This window comes from Enterobacter sp. CPE_E1241 (genome assembly GCF_045618265.1).
GTDB lineage: Bacteria > Pseudomonadota > Gammaproteobacteria > Enterobacterales > Enterobacteriaceae > Enterobacter > Enterobacter adelaidei.
In genome coordinates this window covers 997962-1020566 of record NZ_JBIWYV010000001.1, presented here as the reverse complement: position 1 = coordinate 1020566, position 22605 = coordinate 997962, and the positions used below count along the sequence as shown (strand labels likewise).

The 22605-nt window shown below is 49.7% G+C and carries 18 protein-coding genes, 1 tRNA gene and 4 pseudogenes; 4 read left to right on the top strand and 19 right to left on the bottom strand.

The window, feature by feature from the left end:
* Window positions 1-422: 422 nt before the first annotated feature.
* Window positions 423-674 (bottom strand): annotated as a pseudogene (locus ACJ9Y9_RS04900) (transposase); the annotation flags it as partial.
* An 8-nt stretch (window positions 675-682) separates the two neighbouring features.
* On the opposite strand from ACJ9Y9_RS04900, the pseudogene ACJ9Y9_RS04895 reads away from it, so the two are divergent.
* Window positions 683-748: pseudogene (locus tag ACJ9Y9_RS04895) on the top strand (phage polarity suppression protein); the annotation flags it as partial.
* Window positions 749-1145: 397 nt separating this feature from the next.
* Here the strand turns inward: ACJ9Y9_RS04895 and herA are convergent.
* The 6 genes and pseudogenes from herA to proB form a co-directional block, all read right to left on the bottom strand.
* On the bottom strand, window positions 1146-2936 hold the full coding sequence (gene herA, locus ACJ9Y9_RS04890; RefSeq protein ID WP_028017712.1) for an anti-phage-associated helicase HerA: 1791 nt from the start codon (window positions 2934-2936) through the stop codon (window positions 1146-1148).
* Window positions 2926-4179, bottom strand: a complete 1254-nt coding sequence (locus ACJ9Y9_RS04885) for a DUF4297 family anti-phage-associated protein (protein ID WP_028017713.1) — start codon at window positions 4177-4179, stop codon at window positions 2926-2928. Before ACJ9Y9_RS04885 ends, herA begins: the two co-directional genes overlap by 11 nt.
* A 2-nt stretch (window positions 4180-4181) precedes the next feature.
* Window positions 4182-5354 (bottom strand): annotated as a pseudogene (locus ACJ9Y9_RS04880) (tyrosine-type recombinase/integrase).
* Between the two features lie 163 nt (window positions 5355-5517).
* Window positions 5518-5593, bottom strand: a tRNA-Thr gene (locus tag ACJ9Y9_RS04875).
* Window positions 5594-5704: 111 nt separating this feature from the next.
* Window positions 5705-6958 (bottom strand): glutamate-5-semialdehyde dehydrogenase, encoded by a 1254-nt coding sequence (gene proA / locus ACJ9Y9_RS04870; RefSeq protein WP_028017714.1) that lies wholly within the window; start codon window positions 6956-6958, stop codon window positions 5705-5707.
* Between the two features lie 11 nt (window positions 6959-6969).
* A complete protein-coding gene (gene proB / locus ACJ9Y9_RS04865) occupies window positions 6970-8073 on the bottom strand; it encodes a glutamate 5-kinase (RefSeq protein WP_028017715.1) in 1104 nt (367 codons plus the stop codon).
* Window positions 8074-8377: 304 nt separating this feature from the next.
* On the opposite strand from proB, the gene phoE reads away from it, so the two are divergent.
* Window positions 8378-9430: a phosphoporin PhoE gene (gene phoE, locus ACJ9Y9_RS04860; RefSeq protein WP_028017716.1), complete on the top strand. Its 1053-nt coding sequence runs from the start codon at window positions 8378-8380 to the stop codon at window positions 9428-9430.
* Window positions 9431-9525: 95 nt separating this feature from the next.
* Here the strand turns inward: phoE and crl are convergent, their stop codons facing one another.
* From crl to gpt, 3 genes and pseudogenes are all read right to left on the bottom strand, one after another.
* Window positions 9526-9927: a sigma factor-binding protein Crl gene (gene crl, locus ACJ9Y9_RS04855; protein WP_028017717.1), complete on the bottom strand. Its 402-nt coding sequence runs from the start codon at window positions 9925-9927 to the stop codon at window positions 9526-9528.
* 57 nt (window positions 9928-9984) lie between these two features.
* A complete protein-coding gene (gene frsA, locus ACJ9Y9_RS04850; RefSeq protein WP_028017718.1) occupies window positions 9985-11229 on the bottom strand; it encodes an esterase FrsA in 1245 nt (414 codons plus the stop codon).
* 105 nt (window positions 11230-11334) lie between these two features.
* Window positions 11335-11791, bottom strand: a pseudogene (gene gpt / locus ACJ9Y9_RS04845) (xanthine phosphoribosyltransferase).
* A 260-nt stretch (window positions 11792-12051) separates the two neighbouring features.
* On the opposite strand from gpt, the gene pepD reads away from it, so the two are divergent.
* The gene (gene pepD, locus ACJ9Y9_RS04840) at window positions 12052-13509 is read left to right on the top strand and encodes a cytosol nonspecific dipeptidase (RefSeq protein WP_028017719.1); all 1458 of its coding nucleotides are present in this window, start codon (window positions 12052-12054) and stop codon (window positions 13507-13509) included.
* A 76-nt stretch (window positions 13510-13585) separates the two neighbouring features.
* On the opposite strand, the gene dinB is transcribed toward pepD, so the two are convergent.
* The 8 genes from dinB to ACJ9Y9_RS04800 all read right to left on the bottom strand — a co-directional run bounded on the left by dinB (window position 13586) and on the right by ACJ9Y9_RS04800 (window position 20792).
* Window positions 13586-14644: a DNA polymerase IV gene (dinB, locus tag ACJ9Y9_RS04835; RefSeq protein WP_028017720.1), complete on the bottom strand. Its 1059-nt coding sequence runs from the start codon at window positions 14642-14644 to the stop codon at window positions 13586-13588.
* A 107-nt stretch (window positions 14645-14751) separates the two neighbouring features.
* Window positions 14752-14955: a (Na+)-NQR maturation NqrM gene (gene nqrM / locus ACJ9Y9_RS04830; RefSeq protein ID WP_028017721.1), complete on the bottom strand. Its 204-nt coding sequence runs from the start codon at window positions 14953-14955 to the stop codon at window positions 14752-14754.
* Window positions 14955-16178: an NADH:ubiquinone reductase (Na(+)-transporting) subunit F gene (gene nqrF / locus ACJ9Y9_RS04825; protein ID WP_028017722.1), complete on the bottom strand. Its 1224-nt coding sequence runs from the start codon at window positions 16176-16178 to the stop codon at window positions 14955-14957. The genes nqrM and nqrF overlap by 1 nt, the downstream gene beginning before the upstream one ends.
* 10 nt (window positions 16179-16188) lie before the next feature.
* Window positions 16189-16785 carry an NADH:ubiquinone reductase (Na(+)-transporting) subunit E gene (nqrE, locus tag ACJ9Y9_RS04820; RefSeq protein ID WP_023334613.1) on the bottom strand — a complete coding sequence of 199 codons (597 nt, stop codon included), beginning with the start codon at window positions 16783-16785 and terminating at the stop codon, window positions 16189-16191.
* A 6-nt stretch (window positions 16786-16791) separates the two neighbouring features.
* Window positions 16792-17430 carry an NADH:ubiquinone reductase (Na(+)-transporting) subunit D gene (locus ACJ9Y9_RS04815; protein ID WP_008500256.1) on the bottom strand — a complete coding sequence of 213 codons (639 nt, stop codon included), beginning with the start codon at window positions 17428-17430 and terminating at the stop codon, window positions 16792-16794.
* Window positions 17423-18217 carry a Na(+)-translocating NADH-quinone reductase subunit C gene (locus tag ACJ9Y9_RS04810; protein WP_028017723.1) on the bottom strand — a complete coding sequence of 265 codons (795 nt, stop codon included), beginning with the start codon at window positions 18215-18217 and terminating at the stop codon, window positions 17423-17425. Before ACJ9Y9_RS04810 ends, ACJ9Y9_RS04815 begins: the two co-directional genes overlap by 8 nt.
* Complete coding sequence (locus ACJ9Y9_RS04805; RefSeq protein ID WP_028017724.1) at window positions 18210-19445, bottom strand: NADH:ubiquinone reductase (Na(+)-transporting) subunit B; 1236 nt, start codon at window positions 19443-19445, stop codon at window positions 18210-18212. Before ACJ9Y9_RS04805 ends, ACJ9Y9_RS04810 begins: the two co-directional genes overlap by 8 nt.
* A 3-nt stretch (window positions 19446-19448) precedes the next feature.
* Window positions 19449-20792 (bottom strand): Na(+)-translocating NADH-quinone reductase subunit A, encoded by a 1344-nt coding sequence (locus ACJ9Y9_RS04800; protein ID WP_028017725.1) that lies wholly within the window; start codon window positions 20790-20792, stop codon window positions 19449-19451.
* Between the two features lie 298 nt (window positions 20793-21090).
* Here ACJ9Y9_RS04800 and dpaA point away from each other — a divergent pair, with 298 nt between their 5' ends.
* Entirely contained in the window at window positions 21091-21831 is a 741-nt protein-coding gene (dpaA, locus tag ACJ9Y9_RS04795) for a peptidoglycan meso-diaminopimelic acid protein amidase (protein WP_028017726.1), read from the top strand.
* On the opposite strand, the gene ACJ9Y9_RS04790 is transcribed toward dpaA, so the two are convergent.
* On the bottom strand, window positions 21802-22569 hold the full coding sequence (locus tag ACJ9Y9_RS04790; protein WP_028017727.1) for a class II glutamine amidotransferase: 768 nt from the start codon (window positions 22567-22569) through the stop codon (window positions 21802-21804). The genes dpaA and ACJ9Y9_RS04790 overlap by 30 nt on opposite strands.
* Window positions 22570-22605: the final 36 nt, after the last annotated feature.

The window sequence follows — 22605 nt, the reverse complement described above, 5'->3', positions numbered from 1 at the left end:
CCCCGCTCCATGCACTACCTCTCATAGCATCAAGAGGTGGTTGAATTGCATGCTGGCTACATCCGCGAAAGAACGCCACAACCAGTGAGTAAATGTGGTTAGCAAACCGATGTTCTTGATACTGAATTTTCTATAATTAAAAAAAAGCCTGCAATTAAGCAGGCCAAATTCAGAAGAATACTTCGCGCTTAAGTATATCAAGAAATCGTGGACAAACCATCTTAAAAAACCAATTAAAATCAATCAACCTATTATTATATTGAGAGCATTTATTGCCAAATTGCTTTCTAATTTCACTGATAGTGATTACATTCTTCTATTTATTTTCGCCATGAAACCTTTATATAAAAAGGCACGTTTCCCTCGCTTTTTACCGTGTCAAAATAGGTCTTTTGACCTGCCACCAGGATTAGATACAACCTTCAGTTAGTAATGTCGGTTGGTTTTTCTTCATATTTCCTGTTTCGCCAGTCCGTTGCGAATTCAGCTGGTGTCTGGTAATCCTGCGATGAATGGGGACGGCACTCGTTATAATCCTGCCGCCAGTCATTAATCGTTTTCCGGGCATGAAGAATATCGCTGAACCAGTGTTCATTCAGACACTCATCGCGAAAGCGTCCGTTAAAACTCTCAATAAATCCGTTCTGCGTTGGCTTACCTGGCTGGATAAGCCGTTAGTCGTGAAAAATTCACACCTGCACAGAACCTGAATTATACCCGCCGCCGCGCAGAACTGGCTGCGCAGTAGTCCTTTCAAAAATCCCCGAAAATCCCGCCATTTTTACGTATAAAAGCCATGCATGCATAAGGTGTATGGTTTTGCATGCGTTTTACCAACACTCAATTCCCCGCCAGCGCCAGCACTGTCGCGCCCTGAGGCCGGTCATGCACCAGCATTAAAAGCGCCCCCTTAAGCGGGCAGGCGGGGCGGGGAGAGCATTGCGCGCCAACGGTAAAGTATTTATTAATTTTGCGACCTGAGCGCGTCGCTACGCCTTGCTGGTTTGCGGAAGTGCCGGGGGCAGCTATTTGCGAGGATTAGAGGCTTCAAAGGCGGTCAGACTAAGGGAAAGAAAAAGCCGCTCGAAAGCGGCAGTAAACAAAAGGTATTTAGAGAACCAGAAATTAATTATTTTTTAAATTATTTATTTAAGCCAATGGTCTTTGACATCAGAAAAATTCACACTGTGCCACTGTTCTTTCCAAACTTCCCAATATTTAATATCATTTGAGGAAGGTTGACGATCTTTTGGACATTCATCAATTGAAACTATTGATGGTAAAACAATTGATTCACCTATTACTAATGCTTCACCAGCTTTAAGTGATGGGAGTGTATCGATAATAGCACCAAGTGTATCTGGTAGTAATCTTTTCACATAATTTTGGTCTATTGGGTTTGTCAATCTCATTGCAATAAAATTATTACATTGAGAAAAAATAGTTTCAGATATTTCTGATGGTCTCTGACTTGCCAAAAGAAGAGTAACTCCGTATTTACGCCCCTCCTTTGCAATACGTTCAATTGATTTTTTAGAGGATCTATACTTTACCAAGTCACTATTTGGAACGTACTTATGTGCCTCTTCGTAGACCAAGAGAACAGGGAAATCAGTATCTTTATCTTGAGATTCCATGAGTTTCTTATAAATGTATCCATATTCAAAAACAAGCCTAGATATCAATGAAACGGTTATACTCAGCACTTCAAAAGGTATGCCACTCAGATCTATTATTGTTACATTTTTATTACTTTCTGGTGCCTCTGAAGCCCCTAGCAAGCTTTTAATGACATTTTCGAATTTTTGATTCCTTGATTCATCTGAAAAAAGAAATGACAGTCTATCTTGATTAATCTTTTCTGAGAAGCGTGATATAAACTTATCCAACGTGCCATCCGCGTAAAAACCTTTTGAAATATTTGACGCTTTTGAATTGTAGAATTCAAACTTACAATTAAAGTATTTCTCAATACGTTCACTATCACTCAGTTTACATCCACATTCTGAAGTAGTTGAACTATCTTTCTTCTCATCAGCAGCTCCCGACTCCCCAACAATCATGTATCTATCACTTGCCTTTGAGTTTCTAGTTTCATCCCTCAGATTTTTCAAAGCCGTTTCAACTTCATTTATGTCAAAAAAGACTGGACTATCATAAAAAACTTTTGACATTGAAGGATTATGCTTTCTTTTATTAGCCGTAACTAACATACGGAATACTGAGGATTGGTTGTAATTATCTCTTTCTCCAGTATCTAAAAGAATCTCTTCTAATTCTTCACTGTTTAACAACCAATACGGTAAAGATAAATTATTAACATCAAGAAAATTAGCGTCAGGAAATGCCGAGTGATATTCAGAATGAATATCGAAAATAATGACATGAGAATTATTTAAATTAAAGTCGCCATTTTTCCCAGAAACCGCAGTTTGTATTACTTTTGAAACCGTATGAGATTTTCCTGAACCAGTAGATCCAACTATAGCAATGTGTTTATTGAAAAATTTATTACCATCTAAAGGGATTCGAATATCATCATTGTATGACAATGAACAAAACTCGAAGTGTTTATTTTTATCAACTGAGTTTCTGTAGATATTATCAATATCCTCAAACGTGGCTGGAGCAGCTTGTTTAGGAGGTAATGCTATTGAGTCCCCCCCTCTTTCAAATCTACCATTTTTTATTATACCTAATGGATTAGCCTGTATGAGATACTTTCTTTCCCCATTATCCTTTGCCTCAATAGAGAAATTTTCTATTATCCCTATTAGCATCATTGATTCATCGTCCGATGGAACTTTAATGTAAGAGCCTACTTTTAGATTTTGTCCATCTTTAAATTCATCGAGATTACCAACGATAATTTTAATGCTATTTGGATAAACTGAAATCACTTCAGCATTTACTTCATTAATATCATCATCTACCATTTTTAAGTATCCTTTTGCACATATCTAATGACTTCACTTGGATTTTCATTGACTTTCCGCGCGTTAGCTCACACTCATAAATAGGCTTATTCAAATAAAATTGATAGATCTCTTTTCTTTTAACAGAACAAGCTAAGATTTCATCTAAATATCGAATATCATTAATAAATCTCACCTTATAGTACGATAAATCATTTACATCCTTCATTATTGAATCAGTACTAAAATCATCACCCAAAAAATCAAATCCATCCATTGGGGGAAAACCAGCACTAGCTAACTCTCGTTTTAAATTTTTCAATCGTTCGAGAGACATTCCTTCAATATATATATATGGACTAAAACGATTCTCTTTTGATAGTCTCACAACACCTAACTTTGACCATCTTTTAACAATAACAGCGACTATTTCAATATAATCTTGAATATTAAAATTATTGTCTTCAAATAAGAAAAAACGATCGTAGTTACTTGCATTCATTACTGGTGGGAAAAGCTCATCCTTTAATTTATTGCAATACTCTTTCTCAGTTCTGAAAACCTCAAACCATAGGTCAAATAAAATATTTTTATTATCAATTGTACTAAAAAATTCACTAGGTATGATTTTCCTATTATCGACACCTTTTTTTGTCGCTATTTCCTTAATTTTAGATATGGCATTATTATAATAATAACACTCAGCTTCAAACTCAGTGCAAGAAAACTTATCAGATAAAAGAGTGAATATATTTTTTAATTGAACATCATATGAAGAAGCATGAATATCAACTTTTAAAAGGTTTATAAAATCCGTTAGCTGTTGGTCATCAATATTTAAATTTTCGTGGACACGAATGGTTTTCTTTGTCTTGACATTATTAATTATGGGAAACTCATTATATATCAAAAAATTTTCTTTAAGGTATTCAATGGTTAGTGGGAGTGCTAACTTCTCATGCCCTGAAGGATAATAACCATACAATGTATAATTATAAATCTCCACTTTCGCAGCTAATCTTTTGGCATAATCCGTTAGCATTAATTGTATAGGATGTGCAATGACAGAATGATTATACTCAGTATTTTCATAATACTTACATTGAATTGCAGTGATTTCATCTGCATTTTTTAGATCTATATCCTCAACACCTTCAACATAGATCACATCATCATCTTTGGCGCGTAATAACTCCACAATGGTTTTATCGAACTGATAGAAATAACCTTTAATTGCATGTATTGCACTACGTGGGCTGTCCATACTCATCCTTCTTTTAATATTTTATCTGAATACCACTGCATCATACTTTGACGTTTTTCAAAATAATGAGCATGATTATACGTTCCTCGAATACTATTTTTGTCAACATGGGCGAGTTGCATTTCAATCCATGCAGAATCAAATCCGTTTTCATGAAGAATTGTAGACAGAGAATGCCTAAATCCATGCCCGGTGACTTTTCCGCCATAACCAATACGCTTGATAACCTGATTAATACTTGCCTCACTCATAGGCTTACTCGGGTCGTTCCGCCCCGGAAAAACATAACGATAGTTCCCTGTCATGAGCTTGAGTTCATTGAGTAAATCTAACGCCTGAACAGACAATGGCACAAGATGTGATCTGCGCATTTTCATCCTTTCGGCGGGAATTTCCCAAATAGCGTTATCCAGATCAAATTCTTGCCATAATGCCGCGCGTAATTCGATGGTTCTCACCCCCGTAATCATTAGTAATTTCGTGGCTATCTGGACAAGCTTACTCCCGGAGTAACCCTCTAAGGCACCTAGAAAATCAGGTATCTCATCAGCTTTTAGGAATGGGAAATGATTGGATTGGTGTACTTCGAGAGCGCTGGAGAGATCAGCCGCAGGATTGTACTCCGACCTACCCGTTGCAATTGCGTAGCGAAACACTTCGGAGCAACGCTGCCGCACTTTGCGCATTTTCTCCAACACACCACGTTTCTCAATTTTACGCAGTACGTTCAACAGCTCTAGCGGTTTAATCTCTCCCACTGGCCTTGTTCCGACTTAAGGAAAAATATCGTTCTTAAACGCTTCCATGATGTCTGTTGCATATCCCGCCGACCATTTAGCAGATTTAAGTTGATGCCACTCTCTGGCTATCTTTTCGAAGGCGTTCTCTGACTCTGTTTGCAGAGCCAGCTTTTGCCCTTTTCGAACCTCACTAGGGTTCTTTCCTTCTACCACAAGTTTTCGAGCTTCATCACGACGGGAACGAGCATCGGCAAGGGTGATCGTTGGGTAAACGCCAAGCGAGATCAACTTGGGTTTACCAGCATAACGATAGCGGAACCGCCAGCTCTTGCTTCCATTAGGTTCTATAAGCAATGACAAGCCTTGCCCATCCCCAAGCGTATAGGGTTTATCTTCAGGCTTAGCGCGGCGAATCTGCATATCGTTTAAAGGCATATGTATAGGAATCCAGGACCGAACAGGAACATATACACAATCCTATACATATTCTGTATCGGATTCTGCTGGATGGTCACGGACAACAACGGACTAAAAATCGATAAAATCGTTATAAATCAGGTTAGTTATGGATGAATAAGGACGTTTAGGGGAGTTGAGATGGTGCCGATAATAGGAGTCGAACCTACGACCTTCGCATTACGAATGCGCTGCTCTACCAACTGAGCTATATCGGCCCTGAGAGGCCGGTTACGAGTGTAACCACGGGGCAAAAGGTTAGATCTATCCGGGTGATGCGTCAATGCCCTTTTGAATCAAACGGCTATTTTTGCATCACCCGTGATTATTTACGCACGAATCGTATCGTCACCAAAGCCGATCCACTTGTAAGTGGTCAGTGCTTCAAGGCCCATCGGGCCGCGCGCGTGCAATTTCTGCGTGCTGACAGCCACTTCGGCGCCCAGCCCGAACTGACCGCCATCGGTGAAGCGCGTCGAGGCATTAACATATACCGCAGAGGAATCCACTTCGTTCACGAAGCGATCGGCATTGCGCAGGGTGCGTGTCAGGATCGCGTCAGAGTGCTGCGTACCGTGTTCACGAATGTGCGCAATCGCGTCGTCGAGATCGGCAACAATCTTCACATTCAGATCCAGAGACAGGAATTCATCGTCATACCGCTCCGCTTTTACTGGAACCGCAGTCGCCGGGCCATCCTTCAACAGCGCCAGAGCACTGGCATCAGCGTGCAGCGTCACGCCGCTTTGCGCCATCTGTTTGCTTAGTGCTGGCAGGAAAGTGCTCGCAATGCCCTGATGCACCAGCAGCGTTTCCACGGTGTTACAGGTGCTTGGACGCTGGGTTTTCGCATTGACGATAATCTTCAGCGCCGGCTCAATCTCAGCACTGTCGTCAACGACGATATGGCACACGCCAATACCGCCGGTAATCACCGGAATGGTCGACTGCTCTCGGCAGAGCTTGTGCAGCCCCGCCCCCCCACGTGGGATCAGCATGTCGATGTATTTATCCATGCGCAGCATTTCGTTCACCAGCGCGCGGTCCGGGCTCTCGATAGCCTGGACGGCACCCGCCGGTAAACCACACTCTTCCAGCGCCTGCTGAATAACCTTTACCGTCGCCGCATTGGTACGCCAGGTCTCCTTTCCGCCGCGCAGAATGGCGGCGTTGCCGGTTTTCAAACACAGGGAGGCGACATCAACGGTGACGTTTGGGCGAGCTTCATAAATCACGCCGATTACGCCAAGCGGCACACGGCGACGCTCAAGACGTAAACCGCTGTCGAGCAGGCCACCGTCAATCACCTGCCCAACCGGGTCGGCGAGATTGCAAACCTGACGGACATCATCAGCGATACCTTTCAGACGCGCCGGCGTCAGCGCCAGGCGGTCAAGCATGGCCTCGCTCAGACCGTTTACACGTGCCTCAGCCAGATCCTGTTCATTAGCTCGCAATATCTCAGCGGATTGCGATTCCAGATAATCAGCGATTTTTTCCAGCACGCGATTTTTCTCGCGGCTGGAAAGGAGCGCCAGTTTGTAAGAGGCGGCTTTCGCAGCTGCGCCCATTTGTTCCAGCATGTTCTGGCTCCTTAACGAATAATCATGTCATCACGATGCACGGCAACCGGGCCATATTCATAGCCGAGGATGGCGTCGATCTGCTGCGAGTGGTGACCCGCAATGCGGCGTAAGGCATCGCTGTTATAGCGGCTTACGCCGTGGGCAATATCGCGACCTTCGAGGTTACGGATGCGGATCACTTCACCACGGGAGAAGTTGCCTGTCACGCTTTTAATTCCTTTAGGAAGTAATGAACTCCCTCGTTCCAGAATCGCGGCAGTCGCCCCTTCATCAACGACGAGTTCGCCAGCAGGAGGCGCACCAAATATCCAGCGTTTACGGTTTTCCAGCGGGGATTCCTGCGCGTGGAAACGGGTGCCGACGGAGAGGCCTTCCATCACGTCGCCAATGACGCCAGGACGGCTGCCCGCCGCAATAATGGTGTCGATACCGGCGCGGCACGCTACATCAGCGGCCTGCAGCTTGGTACCCATGCCGCCGGTTCCCAGGCCAGACACGCTGTCGCCCGCGATGGCGCGAAGCGCATCGTCAATGCCGTGTACATCGGTAATCAGTTCGGCTTCAGGGTTAGAGCGCGGGTCGGCAGTAAACAGACCCTGCTGATCGGTCAGGAGCAGTAATTTATCGGCACCGGCCAGAATCGCGGCCAGCGCTGAGAGGTTGTCGTTATCACCCACTTTGATTTCAGCGGTGGCAACGGCATCGTTTTCGTTAATGACGGGAACAATATTATTGTCCAGCAACGCGCGCAGGGTATCGCGGGCGTTCAGGAAACGCTCTCTATCTTCCATATCCGCACGCGTCAGCAGCATCTGCCCGACGTGGATACCGTAGATAGAGAACAGCTGTTCCCAGAGTTGAATCAGTCGGCTTTGTCCCACGGCGGCCAGCAGCTGTTTGGAGGCGATCGTCGCGGGGAGTTCGGGGTAGCCAAGGTGTTCACGCCCGGCGGCAATCGCCCCGGAGGTTACAATCACAATACGATGCCCTGCGGCATGTAACTGAGCGCACTGACGTACAAGCTCAACAATGTGGGCGCGATTTAGGCGGCGCGATCCGCCTGTTAAAACACTGGTACCGAGTTTTACCACCAGCGTCTGGCTGTCACTCATGATTCTCTGCCGTTCAACGATAAGGGAAAGTAATGTCAAACGAACGTTTTAACAGGAGTCAGCCCCGTTGCCAACTGCCATAGCACATCACGAAACACTTTATTGCTCGGGATCAGGAAGCGTAGCGGCAAAGTTTGACAATTTTATTACTGAAATAATAAATCACAGTTTTTTAAAATTATTCTTAGTTTGTCATAAAAGTTTCACTCCAGAACGATAAAACCCTTCCTGTTTTTTCACGGGACTTAAGCATGAGCTTATCGTCCAGCGAATTTTTTAGCGCGTTTATAAGACAGGATCGAAAATGAAAAAGAGCACTCTGGCATTAGTGGTTATGGGCGTCGTGGCTTCTGCATCTGTTCACGCAGCTGAAGTTTATAATAAAGATGGTAATAAACTGGACGTGTACGGCAAAGTTAAAGCCATGCACTACATCAGTGATGATGCCACCAAAGATGGTGACCAGACTTACGTGCGTTTCGGTTTTAAAGGCGAAACGCAGATCAACGATCAGCTGACAGGCTATGGCCGCTGGGAATCTGAATTTGCGGGTAACAAAGCAGAAAGTGATTCCTCACAGAAAACACGTCTGGCCTTCGCCGGTCTGAAACTGAAAAACTTCGGTTCCCTGGATTATGGTCGTAACCTGGGTGCACTGTACGACGTCGAAGCATGGACCGATATGTTCCCTGAGTTCGGCGGTGACTCTTCCGCGCAGACCGACAACTTCATGACCAAGCGTGCCACCGGCCTTGCCACGTACCGTAACACCGACTTCTTCGGTGCGATTGACGGTCTGGATATGACGCTGCAATACCAGGGTAAAAACGAAAACCGTGACGCCAAGAAGCAGAACGGTGACGGCTTTGGTACTTCTCTGACGTATGACTTCGGTGGCAGCGATTTCGCCATCAGCGGCGCCTACACCAACTCTGACCGTACCAATGCTCAGAACCTGCTGACTCGCGGCCAGGGCGACAAAGCAGAAGCGTGGGCAACCGGTCTGAAATATGATGCTAACGATATTTATCTGGCAGCAATGTATTCAGAAACTCGCAATATGACGCCAATTTCTGGTGGTTTTGCGAATAAAGCTCAGAACTTTGAAGTTGTCGCACAATATCAGTTCGACTTTGGTCTGCGTCCGTCCCTGGGTTATGTCCAGTCTAAGGGCAAAGATATCGAGGGTATTGGTGACGAAGATCTGGTGAAATACATTGATGTTGGCGCAACCTATTACTTCAACAAAAATATGTCTGCGTTTGTTGATTATAAAATCAACCAGATTGATGACAAAAATAAACTGGGCGTGAGCAGCGATGACATCGTTGCCCTGGGGATGACTTACCAGTTCTGATTATGAGAAATAAAAAAACCGGCTTGATGCCGGTTTTTTTTGGTCGAGATTAATGCAGTCTGATGCCCTCTCACACAGGAAGAGGGAGAAAACCATCAGGCAGTCAGCTTCACCGCTTCGCTGGAGAAGTCATCCGCTGGCTCGAACTTGAGATCCAAAGTAGCCAGCAGTGCGTTTGCCTTGTCCTGGAACTCTTTCAGGGTATATTCCAGGCGGTCAATGACTTCCTGATCTTTAATGGAGGTAGCCTGCCATTTGCCGTCTTTATTAAACAGGCCAAACTGGTAGCTATATGTAAAGCGTTTTTCCTCTGCTTCCATTTCCATCCACCAGCCCCAGAATTCACGTTTTTCGGGTGCAGGCTTCACGTTGACGCATACAGCCAGACAGTCGAAAAAAAAGCGATTCTCTTCACACTGCTCTTCTCGAATATACGGGCCAAGAGCCATAAATTTCTTAATCAGTCTACTTTTCGGGTGTCCACTCGGTAACGTCATTGCGATCTCCTTTTGTGAAGCCACTGTTTTACCAAACCAGCAAAATTTAGCAATCTATTAACACAATCTCTGAGCGATCCAGCGCGTGATCTCTTTCAAGGCTTTGTCAAAATTCTGATAAACCGGGCTGAACGGCACCTCAAGCAATTTACCATCCGCAGATGACGAAGTGATTAAGCGGGACTCTTCTTCCGGACTAAACGGATCGTTTTTCCAGAAACCTGATAGCATCGGTGTTGGACACCGACGTCCCAGCAGACCTTGCGTTTTTAACGAGTAACGATTGAGTTCAACGCGTAGCGCTTCGTCTGATGCATCATGCATGCCAAGACGGCTGGCCAGCACATCCAGATACATTTCGGGTACACTACCCTGACGTGCGGGATCGCTTAGCAACGCGTGAACGACCGGGCCAAGACAGGCGACGGCTTTCAGGCGGGATGATTCAATGTAAGCCAGACGCACCGCGACGTTCGCCCCGAAACGGAAACCAAATGCGGCAACACGGGTGTGATCTACCCAGGGAATATTCTCCAGCGCTTTTAGCGCATGCTGGTGCAGTAAACTGGAATCCTGAGTCAGTTTCCACTTGGATGAGAAGCCAATTGACGGCATATCAAGCGTTAGCATCGCGATCCCTTTTGGTGCGAAGTAACGCTCATAAAGGCTGTAATAGTCAATCTGTAGTGAATCCAGCCCGCCACACATGAGGACGGTTGGGAACGGACCTTCCCCTTCAGGCATATGCAGGAATCCGGTAACGGACGCCCCGCCAGGAATGGTAAACTCCAGTTCGCGCATCCGCCCCGGCAAGCGTTGAGCAGCCTCTTCATAGGCACGATTCGCCAGCGCCTGAGCCTGCTCAGCCAGTTCATCCCCTTTTAAATGCGGATACGCGGCAATGCCATAGAGGTTTGCAGCATGCAGCCAGTGCTTGCCGCTGATCGTGGCGTCCTCTTCCTGGCTGGCTTTTTGCTGCCAGAGCATCGCCTGTTTAGACCACTCGTAGATCCAGTTACCACCGCGGTATCCCACGACGGTATCGTAGAGTTCGCTGTCGGTGCGCTCGGCGTCACTCATGACGATCCGAGCCTGCACGTCGAGAATTTCACGGGGGTCTATACCCCGCCAGATCCACATCAGGCGGTTAATCATGCGATACCAGTGGGGCACGTTTTTACCGTCTAATGCAGACTGGATGGCAGGCATGGTCCCCGGATTAAAGCGGCGCACCAGCGTCGACGTTTCGGGGTGTTTGAAACGGGGTTTGAAGAGAGTCTCGGTGAGATTCGCCTGCGTCATTACGTTGCCTCCATGAATCGTCATATAGAGACTATTGTAACGCGCGCCAGACTAAAAAAAACAACGCCCGGTATCACCGGGCGTTAAAATAATGACGGTTCGGAATTAACGACCAGAGATAGGTGGTACAAAGACCACGCCCATATCCCACGGCTGTTCAATCCGGGTGTCCTGTGGAATATCAATCACATAATCGTCAACCAGAGGGCGGCCTGCAGGCTTGGCGAAAATAGTGACGAAGTGGGCTTTTGGATACATTTCTCGAATGGCCACAGCGGTACCACCGGTATCCACAGGTCATCAATAACGATGAAACCTTCACCGTCACCTTCCGCGCGTTTCAGCACTTTCAGCTCACGCTGGTTGTCATGGTCATAGCTGGAGATGCAGACGGTATCGACATGACGAATACCCAGCTCACGAGCCAGCAGCGCCCCCGGTACCAGACCGCCGCGGCTAACGGCAATAATGCCTTTCCACTGTTCGGAAGGCATCAGACGCGCAGCCAGTTTGCGGGCGTGAATCTGCAACATGTCGAGGTGACGACGTATTTTTCGCTCATGTGAAGTGTCCCAGCCTGTTTTTATACGGCTTAAAAAGTGTTCGAGGGGGAAATAGGTTGCGCGAGATTATAGAGATCTGACGCACTAAAAACCAGTGTTTAGCGCCCTGAGCCCGAGTTTTTACATGCTTTATGCTACCAGCCAGCGGAGAAAGTGGTATTCTCGGTTTCATCTCGCAAGTCTGACTTGTGGTAACTATTAACCTGCTAACCCTGTGACCTGCAACCCTGTTTGCAGTGCATCGACAAGGAGACTTATCGTGTCTGAACTGTCTCAATTATCTCCGCAGCCACTGTGGGATATTTTTGCCAAAATCTGTTCCATTCCACACCCTTCCTACCATGAAGAACAGCTTGCCGAACACATTATGGGTTGGGCGAAGGAAAAAGGCCTGCATGCTGAACGTGACCAGGTTGGTAACATTCTGATCCGCAAACCAGCAACTGCTGGCATGGAAAACCGCAAACCGGTTGTACTGCAGGCGCACCTGGACATGGTGCCACAGAAGAACAACGACACCGTTCACGACTTCACCAAAGACCCGATTCAACCGTACATCGACGGCGACTGGGTGAAAGCACGCGGCACCACGCTGGGCGCGGATAACGGCATTGGTATGGCCTCTGCGCTGGCCGTGCTGGCGGACGACAGCGTTGAACATGGTCCGCTGGAAGTGCTGCTGACCATGACCGAAGAAGCGGGTATGGACGGTGCATTCGGTCTGCAGGCGAACTGGCTGCAGGCAGATATTCTGATCAATACCGACTCAGAAGAAGAAGGCGAGATCTACATGGGCTGCGCGGGCGGGATTGATTTCATCTCTACCCTGCCGCTGTCACGCGAAGCGATTCCTGCTGGCTTCCAGACCTTCAAGCTGACGCTGAAAGGGCTGAAAGGCGGTCACTCCGGCGGTGATATTCATCTGGGTCTCGGCAACGCCAACAAACTGCTGGCACGCTTCCTGGCTGGCCATGCGGCTGAGCTGGATCTGCGTCTGGTAGACTTCAACGGCGGTACCCTGCGTAACGCGATCCCACGTGAAGCATTCACCACCGTGGCCGTACCAGCGGCAAAAGCGGACGAGTTGAAAAAACTCTCCAGCGTGTATCTGGATATCCTGAAAAACGAACTGTCGGCGAAAGAGAAAAATCTGACCGTGGTGCTGGAACCCGTCTCCACGGATAAAGCCGCGCTGACCGCGCAGTCCCGCGACACCTTCGTTCAGTTGCTGAACGCGACGCCAAACGGCGTGATCCGCAACTCTGACGTGGCCAAAGGCGTGGTTGAAACCTCTCTGAACGTGGGCGTGGTGACCATGAGTGACGACAGCGCAGAGATCATCTGCCTGATCCGTTCACTTATCGACACAGGCAAAGAGTACGTGGTGAGCATGCTGGAATCTCTGGGCACGCTGGCCGGTGCGAAAACATCTGCTAAAGGCAGTTACCCTGGCTGGCAGCCGGATGCAAGTTCTCCGGTGATGGCTCTGGTCCGTGAAACCTATCAGCGTCTGTTCAACAGCACGCCGAACATTCAGGTGATCCACGCGGGTCTGGAATGTGGTCTGTTCAAGAAACCGTATCCGAATATGGACATGGTCTCTATCGGGCCAACTATTACCGGGCCACACTCTCCGGATGAGCAGGTTCATATCGAAAGCGTGGGTCATTACTGGACGCTGCTGACTGAGCTGCTGAAAGCGATTCCTGTTAAGTAATTCCCTCACCCCAGCCCTCTCCCAAAGGGAGAGGGTGAACAACGTAGGCCCGGTAAGCGTAGCGCACCGGGCTTTTTTATAATCCTAATACCAGCTGTCGCTCTAACTGCGGATCCAGTAGCGTGACGTGCAATCCCACCAGCCTCACCCCTCGCCCTCCTCTTCGTTCTTCCCATGCCTTTTTCGCCGTCGCAATGAGATCCTCTTTATTCAGACGCGGCCAGACGTGTTCCTGCGTGGTCTGCTGGAAATCGTTGAATTTTAATTTGATACCCTGACGGGCAATGAGCAGATCCGGTTTCACCTTGAGCAAGCGTCGCTCCAGCTCAGGATAGAGCTGTTCCGTAATGATGGTTTCGCATTCAGACCAGTCATGAATGTCTTCAATCAGCGTTCGCTCAACCCCAACGGATTTCCGTAGCCGTTCGCTGTTCACATCACGATCGTCAATCCCCTGGCTGCGTTCCCACAGTACGCGCCCAAATTTTCCAAAACGCTTAAGCAACATTGCCAGATCGCTTCGCTGCACATCTTCACAGGTCCGTAATCCCATACTTTCCAGCTTTGCAGCAGATACTTTTCCCACACCAGGGATTTTGCCAAGTGGCAGCGTTTTTAAGAACGCAGGCACCTCTTCCGGCGTGATGACGTACTGACCGTTGGGCTTATTTAAATCGGAGGCGATCTTGGCCAGAAATTTCACCGGAGCGACTCCTGCCGACGCGGTCAGATTTAACTCTTTGAGGATGGTCTGGCGGATTTCCTGTGCCATCAGGGTTGCTGAGCCGTGGCAGTGTACGCTTTCGGTCACATCAAGATAGGCTTCGTCCAGCGACAGCGGTTCTATCCGAGAGGTGTAGCGGGAGAAGATTTCCCGAATATGAATTGAGGCCTCTTTGTAAGCGTCAAAGCGACCGGGTAAAAGAGTGAGATGAGGGCAAAGCTTCAGGGCCATTGCGGTAGGCATGGCGCTGCGCACGCCAAATTTACGCGCAGGGTAGTTGGCGGTGCTGATAACACCACGCTGAACGCGGCTGCCGCCAATGGCGATGGGAATATCCCGCAGCGCCGGGTTGTCACGCATCTCCACTGCGGCAAAAAAGCAGTCCATATCAACATGGATTATTTTGCGCATAGTAAGCCCTCACTCATTACTGGATAAGTATACAGTAAATAAATGAGGGTTGAGAAGTGTGCGTGAGAATTGTCGGGTGGCGGTTTCGCCTTACCCAACCTACCAGATTAAATGATGCGCTGCTGCTCGCGCGCCATGCGTTTTTTACGGGCATCGCACGGTTCCGGGCAGTCGCACACCTTCTTCATCCCAATGGAAGAGATGCCGCCGCAGCTGCCCTGAAGGCTTTTCCGCTTAACGATCCAGCCTAACGACATGCCGAAGATGACAAGCACAAAAACCGCAAAGGTTGCCAGAAACGTCAGCATCATCAGCCTCCAAAGTCATCAAGCATGATGTTCTCATCTTCCACGCCAAGATCTTTCAGCATCTTAATGACTGCGGCGTTCATTACTGGCGGGCCACACATATAAAACTCGCAGTCTTCCGGCGCAGGATGCTGTTTGAGGTAGTTTTCATACAGCACGTTGTGGATGAACCCCGTATAGCCCGTCCAGTTATCTTCCGGCTGCGGATCGGAAAGCGCCACGTGGAAGGTAAAGTTCGGGTTTTCACGCGCCAGCTGTTCGAACTCATCGTCGTAGAACATCTCACGCAGCGAACGGGCCCCGTACCAGAAGCTGATTTTACGCTGGCTACCCAGTCGTTTGAGCTGATCAAAGATGTGCGAGCGCATCGGGGCCATGCCGGCACCGCCGCCGATAAACACCATTTCCGCGTCGGTATCTTTGGCAAAGAACTCACCGAACGGACCGGAGATCGTCACTTTGTCACCAGGCTTGAGAGACCAGATGTACGAAGACATGACACCCGGCGGTGCATCCGGCACATTCGGTGGCGGCGTGGCGATACGCACATTGAGCATGATGATGCCCTTCTCTTCCGGGTAGTTAGCCATCGAGTAGGCGCGTAGCGTTGGCTCTTTTACCTCCGATACAAAACGGAAGAGATTGAATTTATCCCAATCGGCGCGGAACTCATCCGGCACGTCGAAGTCAGCATACGCCACAGCGTGTTCCGGGCACTCAATCTGAATGTATCCTCCGGCGCGGAACGGAACATCTTCCCCTTCCGGCACCCGCAACTTCAGCTCTTTGATAAACGTGGCTTTGTTATCATTAGAGATAACTTCACATTCCCATTTTTTAACGCCAAAGATCTCTTCCGGCAGCTCTATTTTCATGTTCTGACGTACGGCGACCTGGCAGGCCAGACGACAGCCCTCTTTTGCCTCACGCTTTGTGATATGCGCCAGTTCGGTTGGCAGGATATCTCCTCCGCCCTCTTTCACCGTAACGCGGCACTGCCCGCAGGAGCCACCGCCGCCACAGGCCGAAGAGACAAAGATCCCGTTGCCGGAGAGCGTATTCAACAGTTTATCTCCGGCGGGCGTACGGATCTGGTTCTGCGGCTCGTCGTTAATATCAATCACCACGTCGCCGGCATTCACCAGCTTCGCACGTGCCACCAGAATAAGCCCTGACAACACCAGTACAATCAGCGTGAACATCGCCACGCCAAGCATAATTTCCATCAGTTAGCCCTTATAGCTGCACACCGGAGAAGGACATAAAGCCCAGCGCCATCAGCCCGGTGGTGATAAAGGTGATCCCTAAGCCACGCAGGCCTGCAGGCACGTTGGCATATTTCATTTTTTCGCGGATCCCCGCCATGGTGACAATCGCCAGCATCCAGCCAATGCCAGAACCGAAACCGTACACCACGGATTCACTGAAGTTGTAATCACGCTGAACCATAAACGAGACGCCGCCGAAGATGGCGCAGTTCACCGCGATCAACGGCAGGAAGATCCCCAGCGCGTTGTATAGCGACGGGAAATACTTATCGAGGATCATCTCAAGGATTTGCACCAGCGCCGCAATCACACCGATAAAGGTGATGAAGTTCAGGAAGCTGAGATCAACGCCTTCCACCAGCGCGCCGTCCCGCAGTACAAAGTTGTATACCAGGTTGTTGATCGGCACCGATAAGCCGAGCACCACGGTAACAGCTACGCCCAGGCCAAATGCCGTCGAGACCTTCTTGGACACGGCAAGGAACGTACACATGCCGAGGAAGAACGCGAGCGCCATGTTTTCAACAAACACCGCACGCACAAATAAACTCAGGTAATGAGCCATTGTCGGTTACTCCTTTTCCTGCTGTTCTGGTCTCAAAGTACGAATAAGCCAGATCAGCAAACCGATAATGAAAAATGCGCTGGGGGCCAGCAGGAACAGTCCATTCGGCAGATACCAGCCACCGTTCTGCACCGTGTCCAGCACCGTGATGCCAAACAGCTTACCGCTGCCAATCAGCTCTCGCAGGAACCCCACGGTCAGCAGGATCACACCGTAGCCGAGGCCGTTACCTATACCGTCCATAAAGCTCGCCAGCGGCGGCATTTTCATAGCGTAGGCTTCCGCACGCCCCATCACGATACAGTTGGTGATAATCAGGCCGACAAACACCGACAGCTGTTTGGAGGTTTCATAGGCGAAGGCGCGCAATAGCTGATCGACCACGATCACCAGCGAGGCGATGATCGCCATCTGCACAATGATCCTCACGCTGTTGGGAATGTGGTGACGGATCATGGAGATAAACATGCTGGAAAACGCGGTAACCAGCGTTACTGCCAACGTCATCACTACCGCTGTTTCCAGCTTGGTCGTCACCGCCAGAGCTGAACAGACACCCAGTACCTGCAGCGTGATTGGGTTATTGGCGAGCAACGGGCCAATGAGCACCTTTTTGACTTCTTTCAGTTCACCGGTATCAGCCATTATTCAGCGCTCCTTCACGTACGTTTTTCAGGAAAGGACCAAAGCCCAGCTCGCCCATCCAGAAATCAAAACTGTGCTGCACACCTTTTGAGGTGAGCGTGGCACCGGAGAGCCCGTCGACGGCGTAGTCGTCACCGGGACGAGCAGCCCCTTTCATTACCTTCAGCGCAGGCAGACCGTTATCGTCGAGCACTTTCTTGCCGACAAACTGTGCCCGCCAGTTAGGGTTCTCCACTTCACCGCCGAGCCCCGGCGTTTCGCCCTGGTCATAGTACGTAATGCCTTTCACAGTGCGACCATCCGTATCAAGCGCCACAAAGGCGTACATCATCGACCACAGACCGTTGCCGTAGATAGGCACTACCACTTCCTGCACCCGTTTTTGTTCATCGCGCACGAGATAGATTTCGGCAAGATTACTGCGACGCTTGATGCCAGCCGGATCCTGTGAGGCGTCCAGCGTCAGGCTCATCTGCGGGTCTTTTAATGCCAGCGACTGGTTGTATTTCGCCGGATCTTTATCCAGCAGTTGCCCGGTTTTTAAATCCACCAGACGCGCGGTAATGCGCTCAGCAAAGACTGCAGAGACGTCGTCAGCATTCATACCTTCCTGCATCAGCCCGGCAACAGCCAGGATATTGCGCTGTTTATCCAGCGCGCGCTGCTCCTGCTGTCGCGGCTTTAACCCCACAGCAGAACCGGCTACCACAATGGAACAGACAAGGCAGAGCACCAGCACCACCAGCAGCGTTTTGCTGATGCTGTCGTTATTTTTAACTTCAGCCACGCGCCTTCCTCCGCTGAATATTGGCACGCACCACCAGATAATCGAAAAGTGGCGCAAACAGGTTGGCAAACAGAATGGCCAACATCATCCCTTCCGGATACGCCGGGTTGACCACACGAATCAGGACACACATCGCACCAATGAGCACGCCATAGCTCCATTTACCTTTATCGGTAAACGAGGCAGAGACGGGATCGGTCGCCATAAACATCATGCCGAATGCGAAGCCCCCCAACACCAGATGCCAGTACCACGGCATGGAGAACATCGGATTGGTAGTCGAACCGATCACATTGAACATCGTGGTGGTCAGCACCATGCCGATCATCACACCGGCAACAATCCGCCAGGAGGCCACGCGACCGAAAAGAATGATCGCACCACCCAGCAAAATCATCAGCGTAGAGACTTCCCCAATGGAGCCCGGTATGTTGCCAATAAAGGCATCAAACCAGGTAACAGGCTGGCCTGTCGCGTTGTTAACCAGCGTTTCGCCACCGTGTGCCGCCCACTGAGAAAGAGGTGTCGCACCGGAGAAACCATCCGCCGCTGTCCATACCAGATCGCCTGAGATTTGCGCAGGATAGGCAAAGAACAGGAACGCACGTCCCGCCAGCGCTGGGTTGAGGAAGTTACGCCCGGTACCGCCGAAGATCTCTTTCGCAATCACCACACCAAAGCTAATCCCCAGCGCAGCCTGCCAGAGCGGTAATGTTGGCGGAACAATCAGGGCAAAAAGAATGGAAGTAACGAAGAAGCCTTCGTTGATCTCATGTTTACGGATGATGGCAAACAGCACTTCCCAGAAGCCACCCACGACAAATACCGTGATGTAGATCGGCAGGAAGAACACCGCCCCCAGCGTCATCATGCTGACCCAGCCCGCGTCTGACGCAAAGCTCACGCCCAATGACTGCGCCAGACGGTAGTGCCAGTCAGACTGGATCACCTGCGCCAGCTGCTGAGCATCGTACAGATGATGCAGTGCAGGAATGGTCTGCAGCCCCACGTTGTACATGCCCCAGAACATGGCCGGGAAGACCGCAAACCACACCAGAATCATCATTCGCTTCAGATCGATGGCATCGCGAACGTGTGCCGCGCCTTTCGTCACCAGGCCTGGCGTGTAGAAAATGGTGGTCGTCGCTTCATACAGCGGGTAATACTTTTTGAGCTTCCCTTCGGTAAAGTGCGGCTCAATTTTTTCAAAGAGGTGTTTTAAGCCCATCGGTTATCCTTCCTGCTCAATGCGGGTTAACACCTCGCGCAATACGGGTCCGTATTCGTATTTTCCCGGACAAACATAGGTACAAAGCGCCAGATCTTCTTCGTCCAGCTCCAGGCAACCCAATGCCTGAGCGCTGTCGGTATCGCCGGCGAGCAGATCGCGCAGCAGCATGGTCGGCAGAATATCCAGTGGCATGACGCGCTCGTAGTTGCCAATGGGTACCATCGCGCGCTCTCCGCCATGTGTGCTGGTCGAGAAGTTAAAGAGTTTATGGCGCAGGAAATGGCCCAGCGTGGTCCGGGTGACGGAGTATTTTTCCGCACCGGGCAGAACCCAGCCAAACAGCTCTTTCTCGCGCCCTTCCTGCACAATGCTGACCTGCAAATGGAAACGTCCCAGATAAGCGTGCGCATTCACGGCATGGCGTCCGCTGAGAACCGAGCCGGAGATCAGGCGGTTTTCGCCCTCTTTTATTTCACCCACCAGCAGTTCATTAATGTCAGCGCCCAGCAGCGTTTTCACCAGACGCGGGTTGGCCGCTTGCGGCCCGCCGATGGCGATTACCCGTTCAGCCCTGAGTTCACCCGTGGTAAACAGCGTACCGATGGCAATAACATCCTGATAATTCAGATGCCAGACCTGTTTCGTCAGGCTCACGGGTTCAAGAAAGTGAATATGCGTCCCGACCAGACCTGCGGGATGAGGGCCTGCAAACTCATTAAATGTCACCTGCCCCTGCGGGTGCCCACCGAGCTTACCGCCGCCAGCCTGACAGACGTGGACCTTTCCTGAGGTCAGGCGGGTTAAAATAGTCAGCCCGGCATCAAAGGCTTTTCGCTGAGACAGAATAACCGGTTGCGGGTCTGCGCTGAGCGGGTTGGTGTCGATTGCCGTAACAAAAATAGCGGCCGGTTCCGTACCCGGAACAGGTGATTTGCTAAAAGGACGCGTGCGAAGCGCGGTCCATAAACCAGACGCCAGAAGCTGAGCCTGAACCGCGTCACGGCTCAGCGATGCGAGGTCTGCGGCGTCATAATGCGCAAATTCACACTGCTCATCGCCTTCAATACGGATAACCACCGACTGCAGAACGCGGCGTTCGCCGCGGTTGATCGCGACAACAGTGCCGCTTGCGGGTGCCGTGAACATGACGCCGGGATTTTTTTTGTCCTCAAAGAGCGCCTGCCCTTTAATCACGCGATCGCCCTCCTGCACCAGCATAGAAGGACGCATTCCCAGATAATCATCACCTAAAATGGCAACATGACGGACACTTGCGCCTGACGAGACGAGCTGCTCAGGCACGCCTGCAATCGGCAAATTAAGTCCTTTTTTTATTTTAAACATGTGGTTAGCAGGTTTCCATAAACAACAATCCAGTGGACGCGGAGTGTACCATTTTCACCTTCTGACGGGCAGGTAATCCGCCGTCGGGGGTGCCAAATTGCGAGCTATTGCGCAAAGTTCCTGGCGCAAACGCGATTGTGATGGTTTATAAAGTAAAACTAATTTGTAAACTCACCGCCCGGCTCTTGCGAAAATCTCTGGCGGTGCTAATGTGAGCGCTCCTAACAGAATAATCTGATTTCGGGTCTCTTTTGCCGTCCTGGCAAGTTGGTCATGGTTTTATCAAGGAACTAGTAGTATGCGTAAAATCGCATTGTTCATTGCGATGCTTCTGATTCCGTGCATGTCGTTTGCCGGGCTGCTCAGCAGTAATAGCTCAACGACGCCGATCAGCAAAGAATATAAACAGCAGTTAATGGGATCGCCGGTTTATATTCAGATCTTCAAGGAAGAGCGCACTCTCGATCTGTTTGTAAAAATGGGCGAGACTTATCAGCTGCTTGATAGCTACAAAATTTGTAACTACTCCGGCGGGCTGGGGCCAAAACAGCGTCAGGGCGATTTCAAAAGTCCGGAAGGGTTTTACAGCGTTCAGCGTAACCAGCTCAAACCTGACAGCCGCTTCTATAAAGCCATTAACATCGGCTTCCCGAATGCCTATGACCGTGCTCACGGTTATGAAGGTAAATACCTGATGATCCACGGTGCCTGCGTGTCTATCGGCTGTTATGCGATGACCGATTCCGGCATTGATGAGATTTTCCAGTTCGTGACGGGCGCGCTGGTCTTTGGGCAACCTAACGTTCAGGTCAGCATCTATCCGTTCCGCATGACCGATGCCAACATGGCACGCCACAAGTACTCTTACTACGCGGATTTCTGGAAACAGCTGAAACCTGGTTACGACTACTTTGAGCAGACCCACAAGCCGCCTGTGGTCTCTATCGTAGATGGCCGTTACGTGGTCAGCAAACCGCTGAGCCACGAAGTCGTCCATCCACAGCTGGCGTCAAATTACACGGTCCCCGAGACAAAATAGCACCCACTCGCCTGGCATAATCTTTTGCCAGGTTTCGTTGCCCGTCAGCGGCTGCGTTGCAATGACAGTGACCACATCGTTCGGTGTGGTCTCCTTCTGAAAATCAATCTCCACATCCTGATCGAGCAAGGTCGCAACGCCAAACGGTGCACGACGGGTGATCCAGAACAGATTTGTCGAGCAGAACGCCATCACATAGCGCCCGTCAGAGAGCAGCATGTTAAACACGCCTTTTTCGCGTAGCTCCGACGCCAGCGTCGCGATGTATTTAAACACGGCGGCCATGTTACCAGGCGTGCGGGGATAGCGCTCCGTCAGCTTGTGCAGTAACCAGCAGAAGGCTTTTTCACTGTCGGTTTCGCCAACCGGGCGGAAATTGCCCGTCTCCAGTGATTTATAACCCGTGAGTTGCCCATTGTGTGCATAGGTCCAGTTACGGCCCCACAGTTCACGGGTAAACGGATGGGTATTTTCCAGCGCCACTTCGCCACGGTTTGCCTGGCGGATGTGGGCAATCACCGAACAGGATTTAATGGGATAGTCCTGCACCAGTTTAGCGATCGGTGAGTTAAAGCTGGGTTGTGGATCTTTGAACGTGCGACACCCTTTGCCTTCGTAGAAAGTGATGCCCCAGCCGTCTTTATGCGGCCCGGTTCCTCCACCACGCTGAACCAGCCCGGTGAAACTAAAGCAGATATCGGTTGGCACATTGGCGCTCATCCCGAGCAATTCGCACATACATCACCTCCACAACAGCGGGGGCAATTCAGCCCC